General features: G+C 69.3%; 17 protein-coding genes. 8 read left to right on the top strand and 9 right to left on the bottom strand.

Going from position 1 to position 17,756, the window contains the following annotated elements; genetic code table 11:
- Positions 1-16: 16 nt before the first annotated feature.
- Together P1J78_RS00505 and P1J78_RS00500 are read right to left on the bottom strand one after the other, a co-directional pair.
- On the bottom strand, positions 17-1,141 hold the full coding sequence (locus P1J78_RS00505) for a glycosyltransferase family 2 protein (RefSeq protein WP_275565345.1): 1,125 nt from the start codon (positions 1,139-1,141) through the stop codon (positions 17-19).
- Between the two features lie 5 nt (positions 1,142-1,146).
- A complete protein-coding gene (locus P1J78_RS00500) occupies positions 1,147-4,347 on the bottom strand; it encodes a glycosyltransferase family 92 protein (protein ID WP_275565344.1) in 3,201 nt (1,066 codons plus the stop codon).
- A 429-nt stretch (positions 4,348-4,776) separates the two neighbouring features.
- On the opposite strand from P1J78_RS00500, the gene aat reads away from it, so the two are divergent.
- Entirely contained in the window at positions 4,777-5,427 is a 651-nt protein-coding gene (gene aat / locus P1J78_RS00495; protein ID WP_275565343.1) for a leucyl/phenylalanyl-tRNA--protein transferase, read from the top strand.
- Here aat and P1J78_RS00490 read toward each other — a convergent pair.
- The 7 genes from P1J78_RS00490 to P1J78_RS00460 form a co-directional block, all read right to left on the bottom strand.
- A complete protein-coding gene (locus tag P1J78_RS00490) occupies positions 5,370-5,888 on the bottom strand; it encodes a DUF2155 domain-containing protein (RefSeq protein WP_275565342.1) in 519 nt (172 codons plus the stop codon). The two genes, aat and P1J78_RS00490, sit on opposite strands and share 58 nt — an antisense overlap.
- Positions 5,885-6,358: an outer membrane lipid asymmetry maintenance protein MlaD gene (gene mlaD, locus P1J78_RS00485; RefSeq protein WP_275565341.1), complete on the bottom strand. Its 474-nt coding sequence runs from the start codon at positions 6,356-6,358 to the stop codon at positions 5,885-5,887. The genes P1J78_RS00490 and mlaD overlap by 4 nt, the downstream gene beginning before the upstream one ends.
- 2 nt (positions 6,359-6,360) lie before the next feature.
- A complete protein-coding gene (locus P1J78_RS00480) occupies positions 6,361-6,744 on the bottom strand; it encodes an NADH:ubiquinone oxidoreductase subunit NDUFA12 (RefSeq protein WP_275565340.1) in 384 nt (127 codons plus the stop codon).
- Between the two features lie 119 nt (positions 6,745-6,863).
- Positions 6,864-7,466 carry a 2-hydroxychromene-2-carboxylate isomerase gene (locus P1J78_RS00475; protein ID WP_275565339.1) on the bottom strand — a complete coding sequence of 201 codons (603 nt, stop codon included), beginning with the start codon at positions 7,464-7,466 and terminating at the stop codon, positions 6,864-6,866.
- Between the two features lie 170 nt (positions 7,467-7,636).
- On the bottom strand, positions 7,637-8,020 hold the full coding sequence (locus P1J78_RS00470) for a RidA family protein (protein WP_275565338.1): 384 nt from the start codon (positions 8,018-8,020) through the stop codon (positions 7,637-7,639).
- A gap of 72 nt (positions 8,021-8,092) precedes the next feature.
- Complete coding sequence (clpX, locus tag P1J78_RS00465) at positions 8,093-9,355, bottom strand: ATP-dependent Clp protease ATP-binding subunit ClpX (RefSeq protein WP_275565337.1); 1,263 nt, start codon at positions 9,353-9,355, stop codon at positions 8,093-8,095.
- Positions 9,356-9,497: 142 nt separating this feature from the next.
- A complete protein-coding gene (locus P1J78_RS00460; protein ID WP_275565336.1) occupies positions 9,498-10,136 on the bottom strand; it encodes an ATP-dependent Clp protease proteolytic subunit in 639 nt (212 codons plus the stop codon).
- A gap of 150 nt (positions 10,137-10,286) precedes the next feature.
- Here P1J78_RS00460 and P1J78_RS00455 point away from each other — a divergent pair, with 150 nt between their 5' ends.
- From P1J78_RS00455 to P1J78_RS00425, 7 genes are all read left to right on the top strand, one after another.
- Positions 10,287-10,619, top strand: coding sequence for an ArsR/SmtB family transcription factor (locus tag P1J78_RS00455; RefSeq protein WP_275565335.1), 333 nt, complete (start codon positions 10,287-10,289; stop codon positions 10,617-10,619).
- The gene (locus P1J78_RS00450) at positions 10,616-11,095 is read left to right on the top strand and encodes an SRPBCC domain-containing protein (RefSeq protein ID WP_275565334.1); all 480 of its coding nucleotides are present in this window, start codon (positions 10,616-10,618) and stop codon (positions 11,093-11,095) included. The genes P1J78_RS00455 and P1J78_RS00450 overlap by 4 nt, the downstream gene beginning before the upstream one ends.
- Before the next feature lie 173 nt (positions 11,096-11,268).
- A complete protein-coding gene (locus P1J78_RS00445; protein WP_275565333.1) occupies positions 11,269-11,754 on the top strand; it encodes an REP-associated tyrosine transposase in 486 nt (161 codons plus the stop codon).
- Positions 11,755-12,016: 262 nt separating this feature from the next.
- Positions 12,017-12,973, top strand: coding sequence for an IS110 family RNA-guided transposase (locus P1J78_RS00440; protein WP_275565431.1), 957 nt, complete (start codon positions 12,017-12,019; stop codon positions 12,971-12,973).
- Positions 12,974-13,254: 281 nt separating this feature from the next.
- Positions 13,255-14,232, top strand: coding sequence for a calcium/sodium antiporter (locus tag P1J78_RS00435; protein WP_275565332.1), 978 nt, complete (start codon positions 13,255-13,257; stop codon positions 14,230-14,232).
- A gap of 81 nt (positions 14,233-14,313) precedes the next feature.
- Positions 14,314-15,336 (top strand): deoxyribose-phosphate aldolase, encoded by a 1,023-nt coding sequence (deoC, locus tag P1J78_RS00430; RefSeq protein WP_275565331.1) that lies wholly within the window; start codon positions 14,314-14,316, stop codon positions 15,334-15,336.
- A gap of 54 nt (positions 15,337-15,390) precedes the next feature.
- Positions 15,391-17,742, top strand: a complete 2,352-nt coding sequence (locus P1J78_RS00425; protein ID WP_275565330.1) for an aldehyde dehydrogenase family protein — start codon at positions 15,391-15,393, stop codon at positions 17,740-17,742.
- Positions 17,743-17,756: the final 14 nt, after the last annotated feature.

Raw genomic sequence — 17,756 nt, 5'->3', positions numbered from 1 at the left:
GGGCACCGCGCCGGCCTCAGCCGGCCATCAGGTCCGGCACCCGCTCGATCCGGTCGAAAACCTCCTCCGGCACGCTCTCCGGCCCGGCATCCATCTGCCCGCGGGTCAGAAGGTTCAGGTGCCGCGACAGAAGCTTCATCCGGGGCGAGGTGATCTCTGCATAGAACGCCGCCATGTCCTCGCGCGCCAGCAGCGCGCGGATCTTCGCCCGGTGCGCCTTGGCCGCCGCAGCGTGGCGGGTCTTGACCCCGCGCAGGCCCAGGATCCGCGCGTATTCCGCCCGCGCCCGCGGCAGGTGGCGGCGGATGCTGTCGTCGCGCTCCATGTTGATGTTCATCCGCAGCCAGTAGGCCAGCCCCTGGTCGTGGGTGACGTGGTTCACCCGGCCCCGGTCGCGCTTGACCACGAAGCTCTCGGCCGAGCGCACGGCGTAGTGGTTCAGCGTGACCAGGTCGTAGCCATAGGAATGCGTGCCGAACCGCCAGCCGGCCTCCAGGAACTTGTCCTGCACCGGGCGGCCGCAGCCATCGACCCATTTCGTGTGCCGCGTGGCGCCCCGCCCCGGCTCGATCGGGCGATGCACGCCCAGCTGCTTGAACCGGCCGCAGGGCCACTTGCCCCCCGTGGTGCGGATCAGCGTCTTGACCGCCCAGGCCTGCACCGGCGAGGGGCAGAATTTCGGCGCGCAATGGTCGAACTGCTCGGTCACCCACCGGTCGCGGTAGCTGTCCACATCCGAACTGCCGAACAGGCGCCACTGCATCGAGATGTTGTCGACCTCCGCGCCGACCGCGGTCCACAGCGCGTCGAGCGTGCCGTCGCCCGCATGGATGTTGACGTATTCGTCGACGTCCGAGACCAGGATCTGCTCGGCCGCCGCCACCTGATCGAGACCGCCCGCGTAGGCCAGCGCGCCCTTTTGCGGGTTCGGCGCGCCCTCGACCTGCAGATACGGGTTGTCCATCCGGGTCAGCAGCCCGTGCCCCGCCAGGCAATCCAGCAGCTCCACCGTGCCGTCGTCGCAATCGTTGGTGAAGACGAGAAAATCGTCGAACCCGATGGAGCGGTGATAGGCCAGCCATTCCAGGATGAACGGCCCCTCGTTCTTCATGCAGGTGATGATGAGTTTCGTGCCCGCCATCGCGCCTACTCCGCCGCCGCCCGCGTCCCCTGCGCCGCCAGTTCCTCCTTCAGGCGGTCGCGCGTGCGCTTGATGTTGCCCGCATCGCGCTTTTTCAGCGTGTACTCGCATATCCTGAGCGCCGAGCGCAGCTTGCCGCGCTCCTCGGCATGCATCAGCAGGTCGTGCTGAAAGCGCGGCAGATCGCGACGGGCGCGGAACAGGCGATAGAAGGTGGGCGCGTCCAGCGTCCCCTCCATCGCACCGTACAGCAGGTCCTTCAGCATGCCCATCGTCAGGAAGGCGTTGGGCAGCTGGTGGCCCATGAAGGGCGTGCGCAGCCAGGTCACGTTGTCGCCCATCAGGCGGACGATCTGGTCGTAATCGGGCCGGAAATACGGATCGCCGATCACCCAGACCCGCCCGGCCGTGTCCAGATGCCCCGCCGCGTCCTCGTAGCGTGCCGACCAGTCCAGCTTCTGCGTCCAGCGCCAGCGGTCCTCGTCGGGCAGCGTCTCGGCCCGCATCGTGGATTGCGGCGCGATCGCCAGCACGTTGGCCCCGGGACACAGCCGCTGATAGGTCAGCGCGCCGAACCCACCCATCGAGGCGCCGTAGAACAGCACCTGGTCGAACCGCTCGAAAAAGCCCTGCGCGGCCAGCGCCTCGAAGCTGTCATGCACGAAATCGTGGCGGAACCAGTTGCGCTGGCTTCCCATCACGCCGAGGACCGAGGCGCCCATCTTATTGAACAGCACGTCGAAGCCCCAGGGCCAGCGCGGCCCCTCCGCGCGGGTGACGTGGATGTTGTCGAAGGTGACGACCAGCCGCTTCGAGTTCGGCACGAACATCAGCGCGTTGTCCGGCCCCTCCCAGTGGAACCCGCCCCGGGCATGGGCAAAGGCGCGCCCCTCGTCCCAGCGGGCGTCGGCGGGCGCGTCCAGCGCGCTGGCGGGCACCGAGACAGCCTGCGCCGAGGGCAGCGGCGCGGCCGGGGTCAGGCGGCGCTCCGGCGTCGGCGACGGCGCCCGGGCCTTGGCGTCTTCGGCCTTGGCGTCTTCGGCCTCTTCCGGATCCTGCTGCAGCTCCTCGGTCGACTTGTCGATGAACAGGGCATCGGGCCGGTCCGGATCCCGCAGGTCGTCGAACAGCTGGCGATAGTCGGGCTGGTCCTTGAGATACGCGATGCGCGCCTTGTGCCAGGCGACCGCGTCGGCGTGCAGCCCGCGCAGGGTGTCGTCCGCCAGGAAGGCGTCGAGGTGGGGCCGCATCAGCGCGTGGCGGGCGACGATCCGGTCGTCGGTCTCGGTCGCATAGTTGCGGCGGGTCCAGTAGTCGAGCCCCTGGTCGTGCTCGGTGTGGTTGATCCGGCCGCGCTCGCGCTTGACCAGGAAGCTCTCGGTCGAGCGCAGGACATAGTGGTTCAGCGTGGCCAGCCGATAGCCCAGCGACCGCTTGGTCGACCGCCAGCCGTTATTGGTGAGCAACTGGTCCGGCATCGCCCGGCCCGAGCCGTTGACCCAGCGCACCTTGCCCGCGTCCTCCTCCTCGATCCCGAGCGGGCGATGCACCCCGATCCGGGCATAGGGCGCGGACGAGTGGACCATCGACTTGAAGCCCCAGCCGAGCCGCGGCTTCGGAATGAACTCCGGCGCGCAGGCGGTGAACTGCTCGGTGACGGGGCGGTCCTCGTAGGCATGGACGCCCCTGTTGCCGAAGAATTTCCAGGTGAACGAGATCACGTTGGGATAGTTCGCGGCGCGGAACAGGTCGGCGAAGGTGCCGTCGCCCACATGGATGTTGACGAACTCGTCCACGTCGATGGTCAGCACCCAGTCGGCCTGCCGGTAGCAGTCCTGCTTGACCGCGTCATTCAGCGCCTCGTGCTGCGGCTTCTTGCCCGAGGCCGGATCCCAGGGGTTCGGCTTGCGGGTGACATGGCCCAGCGCCTGCAGCCGGTCGAGGATGGCGTTGGTGTTGTCGGTGCAGTCGTTGGTGTAGACGAGGAAATGCGTCGCCCCGATCCCGAGATGATAAGCGATCCATTCCAGGATGAACGGCGCCTCGTTCTTCATCGAGGTGACGATCAGGATGTTGTCGTTCTTCACCGGCTCTTCCGGCGGCGTCAGCCAGCCGGTGATGTTGCCGGTGCGCCCCTCCAGCTCGTCGATGGCGCGCTGATAGTCGGCGCTCTGCTTCCATTCCGTCACCGGCAGCGCGGCCAGCGCGGCGGGGCGGCGGGCGGTGACGTTGGGGTTCTGCGAGGCCAGCTTCGACGGGTCCGGCGCACCGGCGGCGGGGATCGCCCGGGCCGCGCTGGGCCGGCCGGCGGGTGCGGACGAGCTTGGGCGCGGAGCCGCGTGCAGCGCCGCCTCCTCGCGCTCGGTCAGCACTTGCCCCGGCGGTACGTCGGGGATCGGGTGGTCGGCGGTGTCGATGCCGTGACGCGCCAGCGCGCGGCCGAGGAAACTGTCGGGATGCGGCACGCCGTTCTCGTGCGTGACGATCCGGCGGCGCAGACGACGGTTCCAGAGGTGCACGCCATAGCAGCCGGCGTCGAGCTGCGCGTCGATCACGTCGCCCGGCACCAGCAGGTCGCGGCGATCCCGGAACGAGATCGGATAGAACGCCATCTGCGGCAGCACGTGCTGCATCTCTCCGGTCTCGTTGAGGAAATGGGTCAGCGCGGAGGGCCCCCACACGCCCCATTCCAGCTCCGACACGTGCACCGGGCGCCCCGCCTGCGCGGCGGCCTCCAGCCGCGCCTTCTCCTCCGGCGGCGCCCAGGGCGGGATCGGGTATTCGGTCTCGCACAGCGCGTTGAGCTTCTTCAGCGTCTTGGAGAACCGCGGCAGGCCCAGCACCGCGTTGCACACCAGCTTGCCGGGCTTCTCCCAGCCGAAGACCCACTGATCCCGGAAATCCCAGGGCTGCATGCACAGGATGTCGGCGTCGATCCAGATCACGTTCTGCAGCTCGATCATCCGGTAGCGGAAGGCATCGGCATGCACCGCCGGGCTGCCGGACTTCGCGTGGCGGATGTAATTGTCGTTGGGAAAGATACGGTTGGCGTCCAGCACCTCCACGCCCTCCGGCACCCCTGCGACCTTGCCGTAGGTGTAAAGGATGGTCCGGTGGCCGTGGTCGACGAAGCTTTTCAGGCAGACCCGTTCGAGGAAACTCAGGCTGCCGCCGATCCAGAGCGAGGCGACGATGGGAAGGGACATGCGACTACTCTTTCTTCCGCGCTGGGGCCGTTCTGCCGACGGCTTGGCGTCCGGCGCCTGTATCCCGCCGAAATAAGGCGGAAATGTGTCACGGGTCGGAGGCCAAAGTGGATCTTTCCGGGAAAGGTGTTGAAAAACAACCCCTGGCGGGAGGTCGGCGGCGTGGTTTCGGACCGCTGGCGCGCTCCGATCCGCTGGGGGGATTTCATCCCCCCAGACCCCCCTGAGCGTATTTGCAACGAGAAGAAGCAACAGGGGGGCGTGCAGATCGAGCCGGTTTTCGCTTTGCGGCGCGGTCAATCAGGGCGTGTCGCATCCGTTCGCCATTGCGCACCGCGCGTTAACTTATTGATTTCGCATGTCCGGGACGCACAAAACCGGTTCCAACTTGCCTGCGACATGCTCTAGACTGGCGCTACGGCCGATCCGATGCACCCACGCGACCCGACCCTCACGCCGCAGACGCTGCTGCGCGCCTATGCCGCCGGCATCTTCCCGATGGCCGAGGGAGCGGAGTCCGACGAGATCTTCTGGGTCGATCCGCGCCGCCGGGGGGTGTTTCCGCTGGACGGCTTCCACATCTCGCGCTCGCTCGCCCGGTCGCTGCGGCGCGACGACTACGACGTCACGCTGGACCGGGATTTCGAAGGCGTCGTGCGCGGCTGCGCCGACCGGGACGAGACCTGGATCAACGCCACGATCTTCGCGCTCTACATGGCGCTGCACCGGATGGGCCACGCGCATTCCATCGAGATCTGGCAGGATGGGCTGCTGACCGGCGGCGTCTATGGCGTGACGCTGGGCACCGCCTTTTTCGGCGAGAGCATGTTCTCGCGCCGCCCGAACGCCTCGAAACGCGCGCTGGCCTTTCTGACGGCGCATCTCGACCGCTGCGGCTTCACCCTGTTCGACACCCAGTTCCTGACGCCGCATCTGGCCAGCCTGGGCGCGGTGGAGATCCCGCGCGACGCCTATCACGCCAAACTGCAGGCCGCGCTGACCGGCCAGGCCGATTTCGGCGCCTACCCGTCGCCGCCCGCCGTCTCGGATATCCTGCAGCGCAGAAGCCAGACGTCGTAGCGCGCGTGATCCATCGCGTTCAGCGCCGGGGAAGAGGCGATCATCCAGCCCTCGAAGAGCGGCACCTCCTCGCGCTCCGACCGGATCACCAGATAGGCCCAGGCATCGCCCGACGGGTTGCCCTCGGGATAGCGGCATTCGCCCAGGGTGATCTGCAGCCGGCCGAAACCCGCGGTCTCGCCGGTGGCGAGCTGCATGTCCACCACGGCGCCGGACATCCGGTCCAGCCCGCGCACCACCGCGCCGCCGGCGGTGATCGCGGTGACCTGCGGCTCCTCGGGCTCCTGCATGTCGGGCACGAAGTCCAGGTCGAGGTCGGGCTCCAGCAGCGAGCCGTCGGGCAGCCGCTCCGGCTCGATCAGCGTGCCGTCCTCCTCCGGCGGCACGATCAGGATTTCGCCCTCCTGCGCCGCCGCGGCCCCGGCCGCCAGCATCAGCCCCAGCACGGCGCTGCGGATCATTCCGCCCCCGTCGCGCCGCTGTCGCCGCCCTCGCCGCCCACGAATTTCAGCAGAAGCGAGATCAGGCTGACCGCGCTTTGCGTGTCGAGGATCTCATCGCCCGGTGCGTATTCCTCCAGCATCCCGCCCGGCACGATCTCCATATAGGTGCCGCCCAGCAGCCCCTCCGAGGCGATCACCACGGCGGTGTCGGTCGGCAGGCGGATGTCGTCGCTGACCGTAAAGGTGGTCTCGGCGCGGAAGGTCTGCGGGTCCAGGTCCATCGCCGTCACGCTGCCGACCTTCACGCCGGCCATGCGCACGTCGGTGCCCACCGACACGCCCTCGGCCGAGCGGAACGAGGCGGAATACTGCGCCGCGCCGGCCCCGCCGCCGCCGAGCTCGGCGAAGCTGCCGGCATAGAACAGGAACCCCGCCGCAACCGCCAGGACGACGCCGCCCACCAGGACTTCTGTGGTGCGTTCCGCCATGATCAGTCCGGCTGCCACGCCTCGTAGTCGCGCCGCTCCGCGGGATCGGGGCGGCGGATCGACCCGGGCGGCGCATAGGCCAGCATGGTGCCCGTCAGGTTCTCCTGATGCGGCTTCTCCCACGGCTTGTGCGGCAGCGGCCGGTCGGTCGGCGGCTCGTCATAGGTGTAATGCAGCCAGCCGTGCCAGTCGGGGCTGACCCGGCTCGCCTCGGCCTCGCCGTTATAGAGCACCCAGCGCTTCTTGCCGTCGCGGGTCTGGTAGAAGGTGTTGCCCTCCTCGTCCTCGCCGACCTTGACGCCCTTGCGCCAGGTCCAGAACTGGGTGTTCAGCGTCTGGCCGTTCCACCAGGTCACGGCCCTGACCAGCGTCTTCAGAATGCCCATCGGCACCTCCGCAATCCATCGCGTCCCGTATGCCGCAAGCGGCGGCCGAGGTCCAGCGGCAAGGCGGGCCCGGCGGCCGCCCGCCAAGGGCCGGACCGTCAGCCGCCCGCCGTCGCGGCTCAGGCGTCCAGCCGCCCCGCCCGCGCCCAGGCAATCGCGTCGTCCAGCCGGTCGTCGCCCCAGAACACCTCGCCCCCGACCACGAATGTCGGCGAGCCGAACACGCCCAGCCCCTCGCCCGTCGCGGTCTCCTTCGCCAGCGCCGCGCCGGTGCGGTCGGCCATCGCCGCCTCGAGCACCCGCTCGGGGTCCTGCCCGGCGGCGGCGACGCTTTCCGACAGGTTCGGCTCCGATCCCGCGGGCTGGCCGTGCTGGAACCAGCGGCGGTAGGTCTCGACGGTATAGGACACGCCCCAGCCCTCCTCCATCCCGACCAGCGCCACGCGGTTGGCGATCTCCAGCCCGGCCAGCGGATAGGGCGCGGGCACCTGCACCGGCAGCCCGTATTTCGCGGCCCGCCGCTCGATGTCCCGCCACATGTAGGCGGCCTTCACCGGCTTGTCCCGGAAGGGAATGTTGTTCTGGGCGACCATGATCGCGCGCACGTTGAACGGCCGCCAGGTCACGTCCAGCCCTTCCGCGCGCGCCACCGCGCCCAGCCGCATCACCGTCAGATAGCTGTAGGTGCTGCCGATCGAGTACCAGAATTCGATGGGTGTCACGCCGCGTCTCCCCGCCAGTCCGCGCCGCAGCGTAACCGATCGGTCCCCGCGCAGAAATGGCCATTCCGCGGGGCGGCCCTTTTGAACCTGCAGAGCACCGCCGGCCAGGGGCGCCAAACCGCACGCAGTGCCAGACAGCTTGCGCCGCAGGCGCACCTTATGGCGGCCCCTCAGCCGGGCAGCCGGGCGGTCGCCTCGATCTCGATCTTCATCTCCGGCGCCTGCAGCCCGGCGGACAGCATCGTCGCCGCCGGCCGCGCCACGCGGAACGCCTCGGCGGTCACCGGCCAGCAGGGAGGCCAGTCCGCCGGGTCGGGCAGGATGTAGCGCACCCGCACCACGTCCTCCAGCGTCGCGCCCGCCTCGGCCAGCGCCCGCCCGATCGTGGCCAGCGCGTTGCGGCACTGATCCGTCACCGCCTCCGGCATCTCCATCGTGGCATAGTCGTAGCCCGTGGTCCCCGCGACAAAGACCCAGCCGTCGCAGACCACCGCCCGCGCATAGCCGATGTCGCGCTCGAAGGGCGAGCCGGTGGTGATGTGATGGCGCGCCATGCGGCTCCTCCCGAAAGCGAAAAAGGCCCGCCTCCGGGGGGCGGGCCTTTCGATACGACGGCGGCGCCGGGCTCAGCCCGCGCTCGCCTCTTCCTTCTTGTGATCGGCATAGATCATCAGCGGCGAACTTTCCGAGGTCACGGCCTCCTCGTTCACGACCACTTCCTCGACCGCTTCCATGCCCGGCAGGTCGAACATCGTGTTCAGCAGGATGTCCTCCAGGATCGACCGCAGGCCGCGGGCGCCGGTCTTGCGCTCGATCGCCTTCTTGGCGACGGCGGTCAGCGCGTCGTCGGTGAAGGTCAGCGTCACGTCCTCCAGCTCGAACAGCCGCTGGTACTGCTTGACCAGCGCGTTCTTCGGCTGCGTCAGGATGATGACCAGCGCCTCCTCGTCCAGATCCTCCAGCGTCGCGATCACCGGCAGACGGCCCACGAATTCCGGGATCAGCCCGAATTTCAGCAGGTCTTCCGGCTCCAGCTCGCCGAAGGTCTCGCCGATCGAGCGGCTTTCCTCGTCCTTCACGTCGGCGCCGAAGCCCATCGCCGAGCCGCGGCCCCGCTGGCTGATGATCTTCTCCAGCCCGGCGAAGGCGCCGCCGCAGATGAACAGTATATTCGTCGTGTCCACCTGCAGGAATTCCTGCTGCGGATGCTTGCGCCCGCCCTGCGGCGGGACGGAGGCTACGGTGCCCTCCATGATCTTCAGAAGCGCCTGCTGCACGCCTTCGCCCGAGACGTCGCGGGTTATGGACGGGTTGTCCGACTTCCGAGTGATCTTGTCGACCTCGTCGATATAGACGATGCCGCGCTGCGCCCGTTCCACGTTGTACTCGGACGCCTGCAGGAGTTTCAGTATGATGTTCTCGACATCCTCGCCGACATAGCCCGCCTCGGTCAGCGTGGTCGCATCCGCCATGGTGAAGGGCACGTCGAGGATGCGCGCCAGCGTCTGCGCCAGAAGCGTCTTGCCGCAGCCCGTCGGGCCGATCAGCAGGATGTTCGATTTGGCCAGTTCGATGTCGGATTTCCCGGCGTGGTTCAGCCGCTTGTAATGGTTGTGAACCGCCACCGAGAGCACACGCTTGGCGTGCATCTGCCCGATCACGTAGTCGTCCAGAACCTCGCAGATCTCCTTCGGCGTCGGCACCCCGTCGGTCGACTTCAGACCGGAGGACTTCGTCTCCTCGCGGATGATGTCCATGCACAGCTCGACGCATTCGTCGCAGATGAACACCGTCGGCCCGGCGATCAGTTTGCGCACCTCGTGCTGGCTCTTTCCGCAGAAAGAGCAGTAGAGGGTGTTCTTGCTGTCGCTGCCTGAATTGTTTGCCATATCTAAACCTCTGCGCCCGATGCTTTCGCGGCGCGGCCCGCCGCGACGGCCCGCAATGCGCCCGCCATTTGACCAAGCCTAGGACAGAGCCATAGCAGGCACAACGCCAAAATGTGGTTAAGGCGGTAACGCGCCCTTGAGGTCATTTCCCCTCTTCAAGGGCGCTCCGGCTCTCCACGATCTCGTCCAGATGGCCCCATTCCAGGGCCTCCTGCGGCGACATGAAGTTGTCGCGCTCCAGCGCCGCTTCAACAGCTTCCACCGGCTGGCCGGAATGTTTCGAATAGATCTCGTTCAGCCGCTTCTTCAGCTTCTGGGTCTCCTCCGCGTGGATCATGATATCCGTCGCCTGGCCCTGGTAGCCGCCCGAGGGCTGGTGCACCATGATCCGCGCGTTGGGCAGCGCGAACCGCATCCCCTTCGCGCCCGAGCACGCCAGGAGCGAGCCCATCGACGCCGCCTGCCCCACGATCAGCGTGCTGACCGGCGGGCGCACGTATTGCATCGTGTCGTAGATCGACAGCCCGGACGTGACCACGCCCCCGGGGCTGTTGATGTACATTGAGATCTCCTTCTTCGGGTTCTCCGATTCCAGGAACAGCAGCTGCGCCACGACGAGGCTCGACATGCCGTCATGCACCGGCCCGTTCACGAAGATGATCCGCTCCTTCAGAAGGCGCGAGAAGATGTCATAGGCCCGTTCGCCGCGGCTGGTCTGTTCGACCACCATCGGGACGAGGTTGTTCATGTAGTGATTGTACTGGTCGATCGGGTCCGTCATTGCTCGCCTGCCTCGCTGTCGCACCGGCCCTACCGGTGAAGTGTGAACAGAGTCTTAGTGACGCCATTTCCGGGCTGCAAGGGCAGCCGGGACGCGAATCGAGGCTAACACGGGCTTGACCGGAATGTAAGTTGCCGCTTACCGTAAGCCATGACCGACCCAATCCCCCAGCCCGACGCGGCCTTCGCCGCCCTCGCCGACCCGACCCGCCGGGCGCTGATCGACCGGCTCCGCGCCGGGCCGCTGCCGGTGGGCCGGCTGGCCGCGGACCTGCCGATCAGCCGCCCGGCGGTGTCGCAGCACCTGCGCGTGCTGTCGGATGCGGGGCTTCTGGAGGTGGAGCCGCAGGGCACGCGCCGCCTCTACCGCCTCGCCCCCGACCGCCTGCGCGAGCTACGCGCCTGGCTCGACGGGCTCTGGGGCGATGCCATGGACAGTTTCGCCGCCCGCGCCCGCGAGATCGCACAGGAGAGCCCGAAATGACCGACGCGACCGACGCAATCGTCAAGGAGATCACCGTCCCCCTCGCCCCCGACCGCGCCTTCCGGCTGTTCACCGAGGAGATGGCCGACTGGTGGCCGCTCGACACCCATTCCCTCTCGGCCCGCGACGGCACGCCCGCCCGCACCGTGACCGTCCCGGCCGAGGAAGGCGCCGAGGTGACCGAGACGAAACCGGACGGCACCACCGTCCCCTGGGGCCGCGTGACCGGCTACGTGCCGGGCGAACGCTTTGCCATGACCTGGCATGTCGGCCGCCCCGAGGCGCAGGCGAGCCATGTCGAGGTCACCTTCACCGCCGTCGCCGACGGCACCCGGGTAACGCTCGTGCATTCCGGCTGGGCCGCGCTGGGGACCGACGCCGCGGCCCTGCGCGACAACGACCGCACCGGCTGGGACGGCGTGTTCTGCACCCGGTACGCGATGGCCTGCGCGGCCCTGACGGTGCCGCAATTGTAGGAAGCGTGCTTGCACGCACCATTTGGCGTGTGCTCGCACGCAATTCCGCGATCTACGAACATCCCCGTCGCCGGATATCGGCTCCCGGCCGCCACGGCCAAAGGTGCGTGCAAGCACGCACCCATCCCCCTACGTTAACCAATCCCAAACCAACCTCCGCCCCCAATGGCGCGATGTCGCGCTATATCCGCCCGAACGCCCCCGGCGCCACGATCTTCTTCTCCGTCGCCCTCGCCGACCGCGGCACCGACCTGCTGGTGACCGAAATCGCCCGCCTGCGCGACGCCGTCCGCACCACGCGGGCCGAGCGTCCGTTCCGCATCGACGCCTGGGTCGTGCTGCCGGACCACCTCCATTGCGTCTGGACCCTCCCCGACGGCGACCGTGACTTCCCCACCCGCTGGCGCCTCATCAAGTCCCGCTTCTCCGCCGGCCTCCCGAAAAACCGCCTGCGCCAGAGCCACGAGCGGCGCCAGGAACGCGGCATCTGGCAACGCCGTTTCTGGGAGCACCACATCCGCGACGACCCCGACCTCGCGGCGCATATCCGCTATTGCTGGCACAACCCGGTCAAGCACGGCCTGGTCGCGCATCCGCCCGACTGGCCCTATTCCACCATTCACCGCGACATCCGCGCCGGCCGCTACGACCCGGCGTAGGGTGCGTGCTCGCACGCACCATTTGTCGAAATGCATTCGTGTCGGGTACGGAAACCGAGGAGCGGTGCGTGAAATCACGTACCCTTGTCTCTTTGATCTGTGCGATCTTTGGTGTCGGCAGGCGCGACCCCCGTCGCACCCTTGGGCGCGAAGCCCGCATCGTAGCTTGGGGCGCGCCTGCCGACCTCGACAAACCTGAAAAGTTGCCTGGGGCGACTGCACCACCAGCCGACCCCGCAGATCAAGGACAGGCCCAATGACCTTGCCACAGAACGTGATCGGCGTCGACGTTTCCGGGAAATGGATCGATGCCTTCTTCGCCGCGGACGACCACGCCGAACGGATCGCCACCACCCGGGCCGCGCTCGACCGGTTCGCCCTGCGCGCCCGCGGTCATCTCGTCGTCTTCGAAGCCTCCGGCGGCTGCGAGCGCTCCCTGGCCGAGGCGCTGGCCCGGGCCGGCGTGGACTATGCCAGGGTCAACCCGCGCCAGGCGCGCGAGTTCGCCCGCGCCACCGGGCGGCTGGCCAAGACCGACAAGGTCGATGCCCGGGTGCTGGCCGGAATGGGCCGGGCGCTGCCCCTGCGGATCACGCCGCCGGGCGATCCCGCCCGCAGCCGGCTGGCCGACCTGGTGGCCCGCAGCCGGCTGGCCGACCTGGTGGCCCGCCGCGAGGCGCTCGGCGCCATGTTGCGCGCCGAGGCCAACCGCCTGCGGCGGGCGCGCGACGGCGCCGTGCGGCAGGACATCTCCAGCCTGATCCGGGTGCTGCGCGGCCGCGTGGCGAAGATCACCCGGGAGATCGAGGCCCAGGTCGCCGCCGACGCCGAACTGGCCCGCGACGGCCGGCGGCTGCAGACGGTGCCGGGCGTCGGCCCGCTCGTCGCCGCGACGCTGCTGGCCTTCCTGCCCGAGCTCGGCCGGCTCGGGCGCCGGCAGGCCGCGGCGCTTGCGGGCCTCGCGCCGCATGCCAGCGACAGCGGCCTCTCCAAGGGAAAGCGCCGGATCTGGGGCGGCCGCGAAGAGGCCCGCCGCGCCCTCTATCTCGGCGGCTTCGGCGCCAGCAGGTTCGACCCGCGCGTGAAGGCCTACCGGGCCTCGCTGGAGGATCGCGGAAAGCCCACAAAGGTCGCCATCGTCGCCTGTTCCCGAAAGCTCCTCACCATCCTGAATGCCATGCTCAGAGACGGCACAGACTATCGAAGCGCTCTCGCGTAGGGAACACAGTTGCACCCGCGTGCTGTTCCACCCAATTCGCCACGATCAGCCCCGGCACGCTGTCGAACGTCCGCTCTGCATCCCGATCGAGGTCCAGGCGTAGGGTGCGTGCTCGCACGCACCAATTGTCGAAATAGGCGTCGCGTGTGGAAACGCGGAGCGGTGCGTGCAAGCACGCACCCTTGCCCCCGCAACATTGACGCCCGGCCCGGCCCCTCCATCTTCGCAGTGCAGGACAGGCCGTGCCCGGCCGCGGGCACGGCGCGGCGAAAGGAGGGGGCATGATGGACATCTGGCTGCCGCTCATCGGCGGACTTCTGGCGATGATCGCGGGCGGCGATCTTCTGGTCCGGGGCGCGGTGCAGGTCGCCGAACGGCTCGGCGTCTCGCCGCTGGTGATCGGGCTGACGCTGGTCGGGTTCGGCACCTCGATGCCGGAACTCGTGGCCTCGGTCCAGGCGGCGCTGGCCGGCTCGCCCGGCATCGCCTATGGCAACATCGTCGGATCGAACATCGCGAACGTCCTTCTGATCGTCGGCGCCTCGGCGCTCCTGTTTCCCATCGCCGTCGCCTCCGCGGCGTTGCGGCGCGACGCGGTGGTGATGCTGGCGGTCGCCGCCGTCTTCGCCGGGCTGGCCGTGGTGACCCCGATGAGCCGGCCGATCGGCGCGGCCTTCCTCGCCGGGCTCGTCGTCTATATCGCGCTGGCCATCCGGCAGGAGCGCCGCGCCGGCGACCACGGCGCCGCCTTCGACAAGGCGGCCGCACTGGAGGCCACCGACCCCGCCACCGCGCCGGGGCGCCGGGCGGCGGGCGGCCTGGCGCTGCCGCTGCTCCTCGCCCTCGGCGGGCTGGTCCTGGTGATCCTCGGCGGCACCTTCCTGGTGCGCGGCGCCGTGACGCTGGCGCAGTCCTTCGCGATCCCGGAGACGGTGATCGGCCTGACCGTCGTCGCCATCGGCACCTCGATGCCGGAACTCGTCACCTCCCTCGTCGCCGCCGTCAAGCGGCAGAGCGACGTGGCCTTCGGCAATGTCGTCGGCTCCAACATCTACAACATCCTCGGCATCGGCGGCACGACGGCCCTGCTGGCGCCCTCGCCGGTGCCGGAGGCGATCCGGAGCTTCGACACCCTGCTGATGCTGGGCGTCAGCGTGCTCCTGGTGATCTTCGCCGCCACCGGGCTGCGGATCGTCCGCTGGGAGGGCCTGGTGCTGCTGGCCGGATACGGCGCCTATGTCTTCGCCATCTGGCCCTGAGCGGCCCCGCCGCTCGATGCTTGCCAACCCTCCGACCGCGTGCCACGCTCGGCCCTCACCCGGAGGGATCGGAGGAGCCCCTTGACCCACGCCGATACTCGCCCCGAGACCGCCGCCGGCGCCGGCGACGATCGCGGGACCGCGCAGCTTCCGCAGGTCCACGCGGCCCGCAATCCGGGCCAGGAGCTGGACCTCGACTGGGTCCTGTCGGCCCGCGCCAACACCTCCGCCATCGAGCGCCGCGCCGCCACCCTGCCCGGCCGCCGCTCGGTCAAGAAGGACCACCAGGCCGCCTGGCTCCTGAAGGCGATCACCCTGATCGACCTGACGACGCTGTCGGGCGACGACACAGCCGGCCGGGTCCGCCGGCTCTGCGCCAAGGCCCGCCAGCCGGTCCGTGCCGATATCCTCGACGCGCTGAAGATGCGCCCGATCACCACCGGCGCGGTCTGCGTCTATCACGAGATGGTGCCGCCCGCCGTCGCGGCGCTGGAGGGCTCCGGCATCCCCGTCGCCGCCGTCTCCACCGGCTTCCCGGCGGGCCTCTCGCCGCTGGAAACCCGGCTGCGCGAGATCGAGCTGTCGGTCGCCGCCGGCGCCCGCGAGATCGACATCGTGATCTCGCGGCGCCACGTGCTGACCGGCAACTGGCAGGCGCTCTACGACGAGATGCGCCAGTTCCGCGCCGCCTGCGGCGAGGCGCATGTCAAGGCGATCCTCGCCACCGGCGAGCTCGGCACGCTGCGAAACGTCGCCCGGGCGAGCCTCGTCTGCATGATGGGCGGGGCCGATTTCATCAAGACCTCCACCGGCAAGGAATCGGTCAACGCCACCCTGCCCGTCAGCCTCGTGATGATCCGGGCGCTGCGCGACTACCACGACCGCACCGGCTACCGCATCGGCTACAAGCCCGCCGGCGGGATCTCGAAGGCGAAGGACGCGCTGACCTACCTGACGCTGATCCGCGACGAGCTGGGCCCGCGCTGGCTGCAGCCCGACCTCTTCCGCTTCGGCGCCTCGTCGCTGCTGGGCGATATCGAGCGGCAGCTGGAACACCACGTCACCGGCCGCTACTCCGCCGGCTACCGTCACCCGATGGCCTGAGCGCGCGCCCGGCCGGACCGGCGCGCGATTGCGTATTTGAAACGAGAAGAAGCCATGAACGTCCCCGAGATATTCGACACGATGGACTACGGCCCCGCCCCCGAAAGCGCGGCCGAGGCGCTGGCCTGGCTGGTGGACGGGGGCAGCCGCTACGGGCTGTTCATCGACGGGGCGATGACCGAGCCGGGCGACCAGTTCGCCTCGAAGAACCCTGCGACCGGCGAGGTGCTGGCCACCCTGACCCAGGCGACGCAGGAGGATGTCGACGCCGCCGTCGCCGCCGCGCGCAAGGCACAGCCGAAGTGGGCCAAGCTTCCGGGGCATGCCCGGGCGAAGTACCTCTATGCGCTGGCGCGGCTGGTGCAGAAGCATTCCCGCCTGCTGGCGGTGCTGGAGAGCCTCGACAACGGCAAGCCGATCCGCGAGAGCCGCGACATCGACGTGCCGCTGGTCGCGCGGCACTTCTACTATCACGCCGGGATGGCGCAGCTGATGGAGGCCGAGCTGCCGGACCGCGAGGCGCTGGGGGTCTGCGGCCAGATCGTGCCGTGGAACTTCCCGCTTCTGATGCTGGCCTGGAAGATCGCGCCGGCCCTCGCGATGGGCAACACCGTGGTGCTGAAGCCGGCCGAGTATACGTCGATGACCGCGCTTCTCTTCGCCGATCTCTGCCGCGAGGCGGGGCTGCCGAAGGGCGTGGTCAACATCGTCACCGGCGACGGGCATGTGGGCGAGATGATCGTGCGCCACGAGGGGCTGGACAAGATCGCCTTCACCGGCTCCACCGCCGTGGGCCGCTTCATCCGCGAGGCGACGGCTGGGAACGGCCAGTCGCTGACGCTGGAGCTGGGCGGCAAGTCGCCCTATGTCGTGTTCGACGATGCCGATCTCGACAGCGCGATCGAGGGGCTGGTCGACGCAATCTGGTTCAACCAGGGCCAGGTCTGCTGCGCCGGCTCGCGGCTTCTGGTGCAGGAGGGTGTGGCCGAGCGGTTCCACGAGAAGCTGAAGCGCCGGATGGACGGGCTGCGCGTGGGCGATCCGCTGGACAAGTGCATCGACGTGGGCGCGATGGTCGACCCGGTGCAGCGCGACCGCGTGGTGCGCCTGCTCGACGGCTCTGCCGGCGAGGTCTATCACGCCGCGACGCCGCTGCCCGAGCAGGGCTGTTACTATCCGCCCACGCTGGTCACCGGGCTGGCGCCGTCCGACGCGCTGATGCAGGAGGAGATTTTCGGCCCCGTCCTCGTCTCCACCACCTTCCGCACGCCGGCCGAGGCGGTGGAGCTGGCCAATGACAGCCGCTACGGGCTGGCGGCCTCGGTCTGGTCGGAGAATGTGAACCTTGCGCTCGACGTGGCGCCGAAGCTGGCCGCGGGCGTGATCTGGGTCAACGGCACCAACATGTTCGACGCGGCCGCGGGCTTCGGCGGCGTGCGCGAGAGCGGGTTCGGGCGCGAAGGCGGCTGGGAGGGGCTTCTGGCCTATACCCGGCCGAAGGGCGCGCGGAAGCCGCTGAAGCGGCTGGAGCCGGTCGCGGCGCCGGCCGAGCCGAAGGTCGACGGGCTGGACCGGACGGCGAAGCTCTATATCGGCGGCAAGCAGGCGCGGCCCGACGGCGGCTATTCCCAGGCAGTCTGGTCGGCCAAGGGCGAGCTTCTGGGCCACGTCTCGCGCGCCAACCGCAAGGACGTGCGCAACGCCGTCGAGGCGGCGCGCGGCGCGGCCGGCTGGGGACGGACTACCGGGCATCTGCGGGCGCAGATCCTCTATTACCTGGGCGAGAACCTGTCGGCGCGCGCGGGCGAGTTCGCCGACCGGCTGCGGCACCTGACCGGCGCGCCGGCGAAGGCGGCGGCGGAGGAGGTCGAGCAGTCGGTCTCGCGGCTGTTCACCTGGGCCGCCTGGGCCGACAAGTACGACGGCGCGGCGAAGGGTGTGCCGCTCCGGGGGATCGCGCTGGCGATGAACGAGCCGGTGGGGATCGTCGGGGCGTTCTGTGCCAACGAGGCGCCGCTTCTGGGGCTCGTCTCGGTGCTGGGGCCGGCGCTGGCGATGGGCAACCGGCTGGTCGCCGTGGCGTCTGAGCCCTACCCGCTGGCGGCGACGGATTTCTACCAGCTGCTGGAGACCTCGGACGTGCCGGGCGGGGTGGCGAATATCCTGACCGGCAAGCACGAGGAGCTGGCGCCGCATCTGGCCGGGCATCTGGGCGTGGACGCGGTGTGGTCGTTCTCCTCGTCGGACCTGTCCGGCCTGATCGAGCGCGAGTCGGCCGGCAACCTGAAGCGGACCTGGGTGAATAACGGCCGGGCGCGCGACTGGGCCGGGGCGGAGGGCGAAGGCCGCGCGTTCCTGGCCGCCGCGACCGAGGTCAAGACGATCTGGGTGCCTTACGGGGAGTAGGCGGCTTTTTGACG

Source organism: Psychromarinibacter sediminicola (assembly GCF_029168335.1).
GTDB classification, from domain to species: domain Bacteria; phylum Pseudomonadota; class Alphaproteobacteria; order Rhodobacterales; family Rhodobacteraceae; genus Psychromarinibacter; species Psychromarinibacter sediminicola.
Note: the sequence above shows the minus strand (reverse complement) of the source record. Positions and strands in the feature narration are given on the sequence as shown.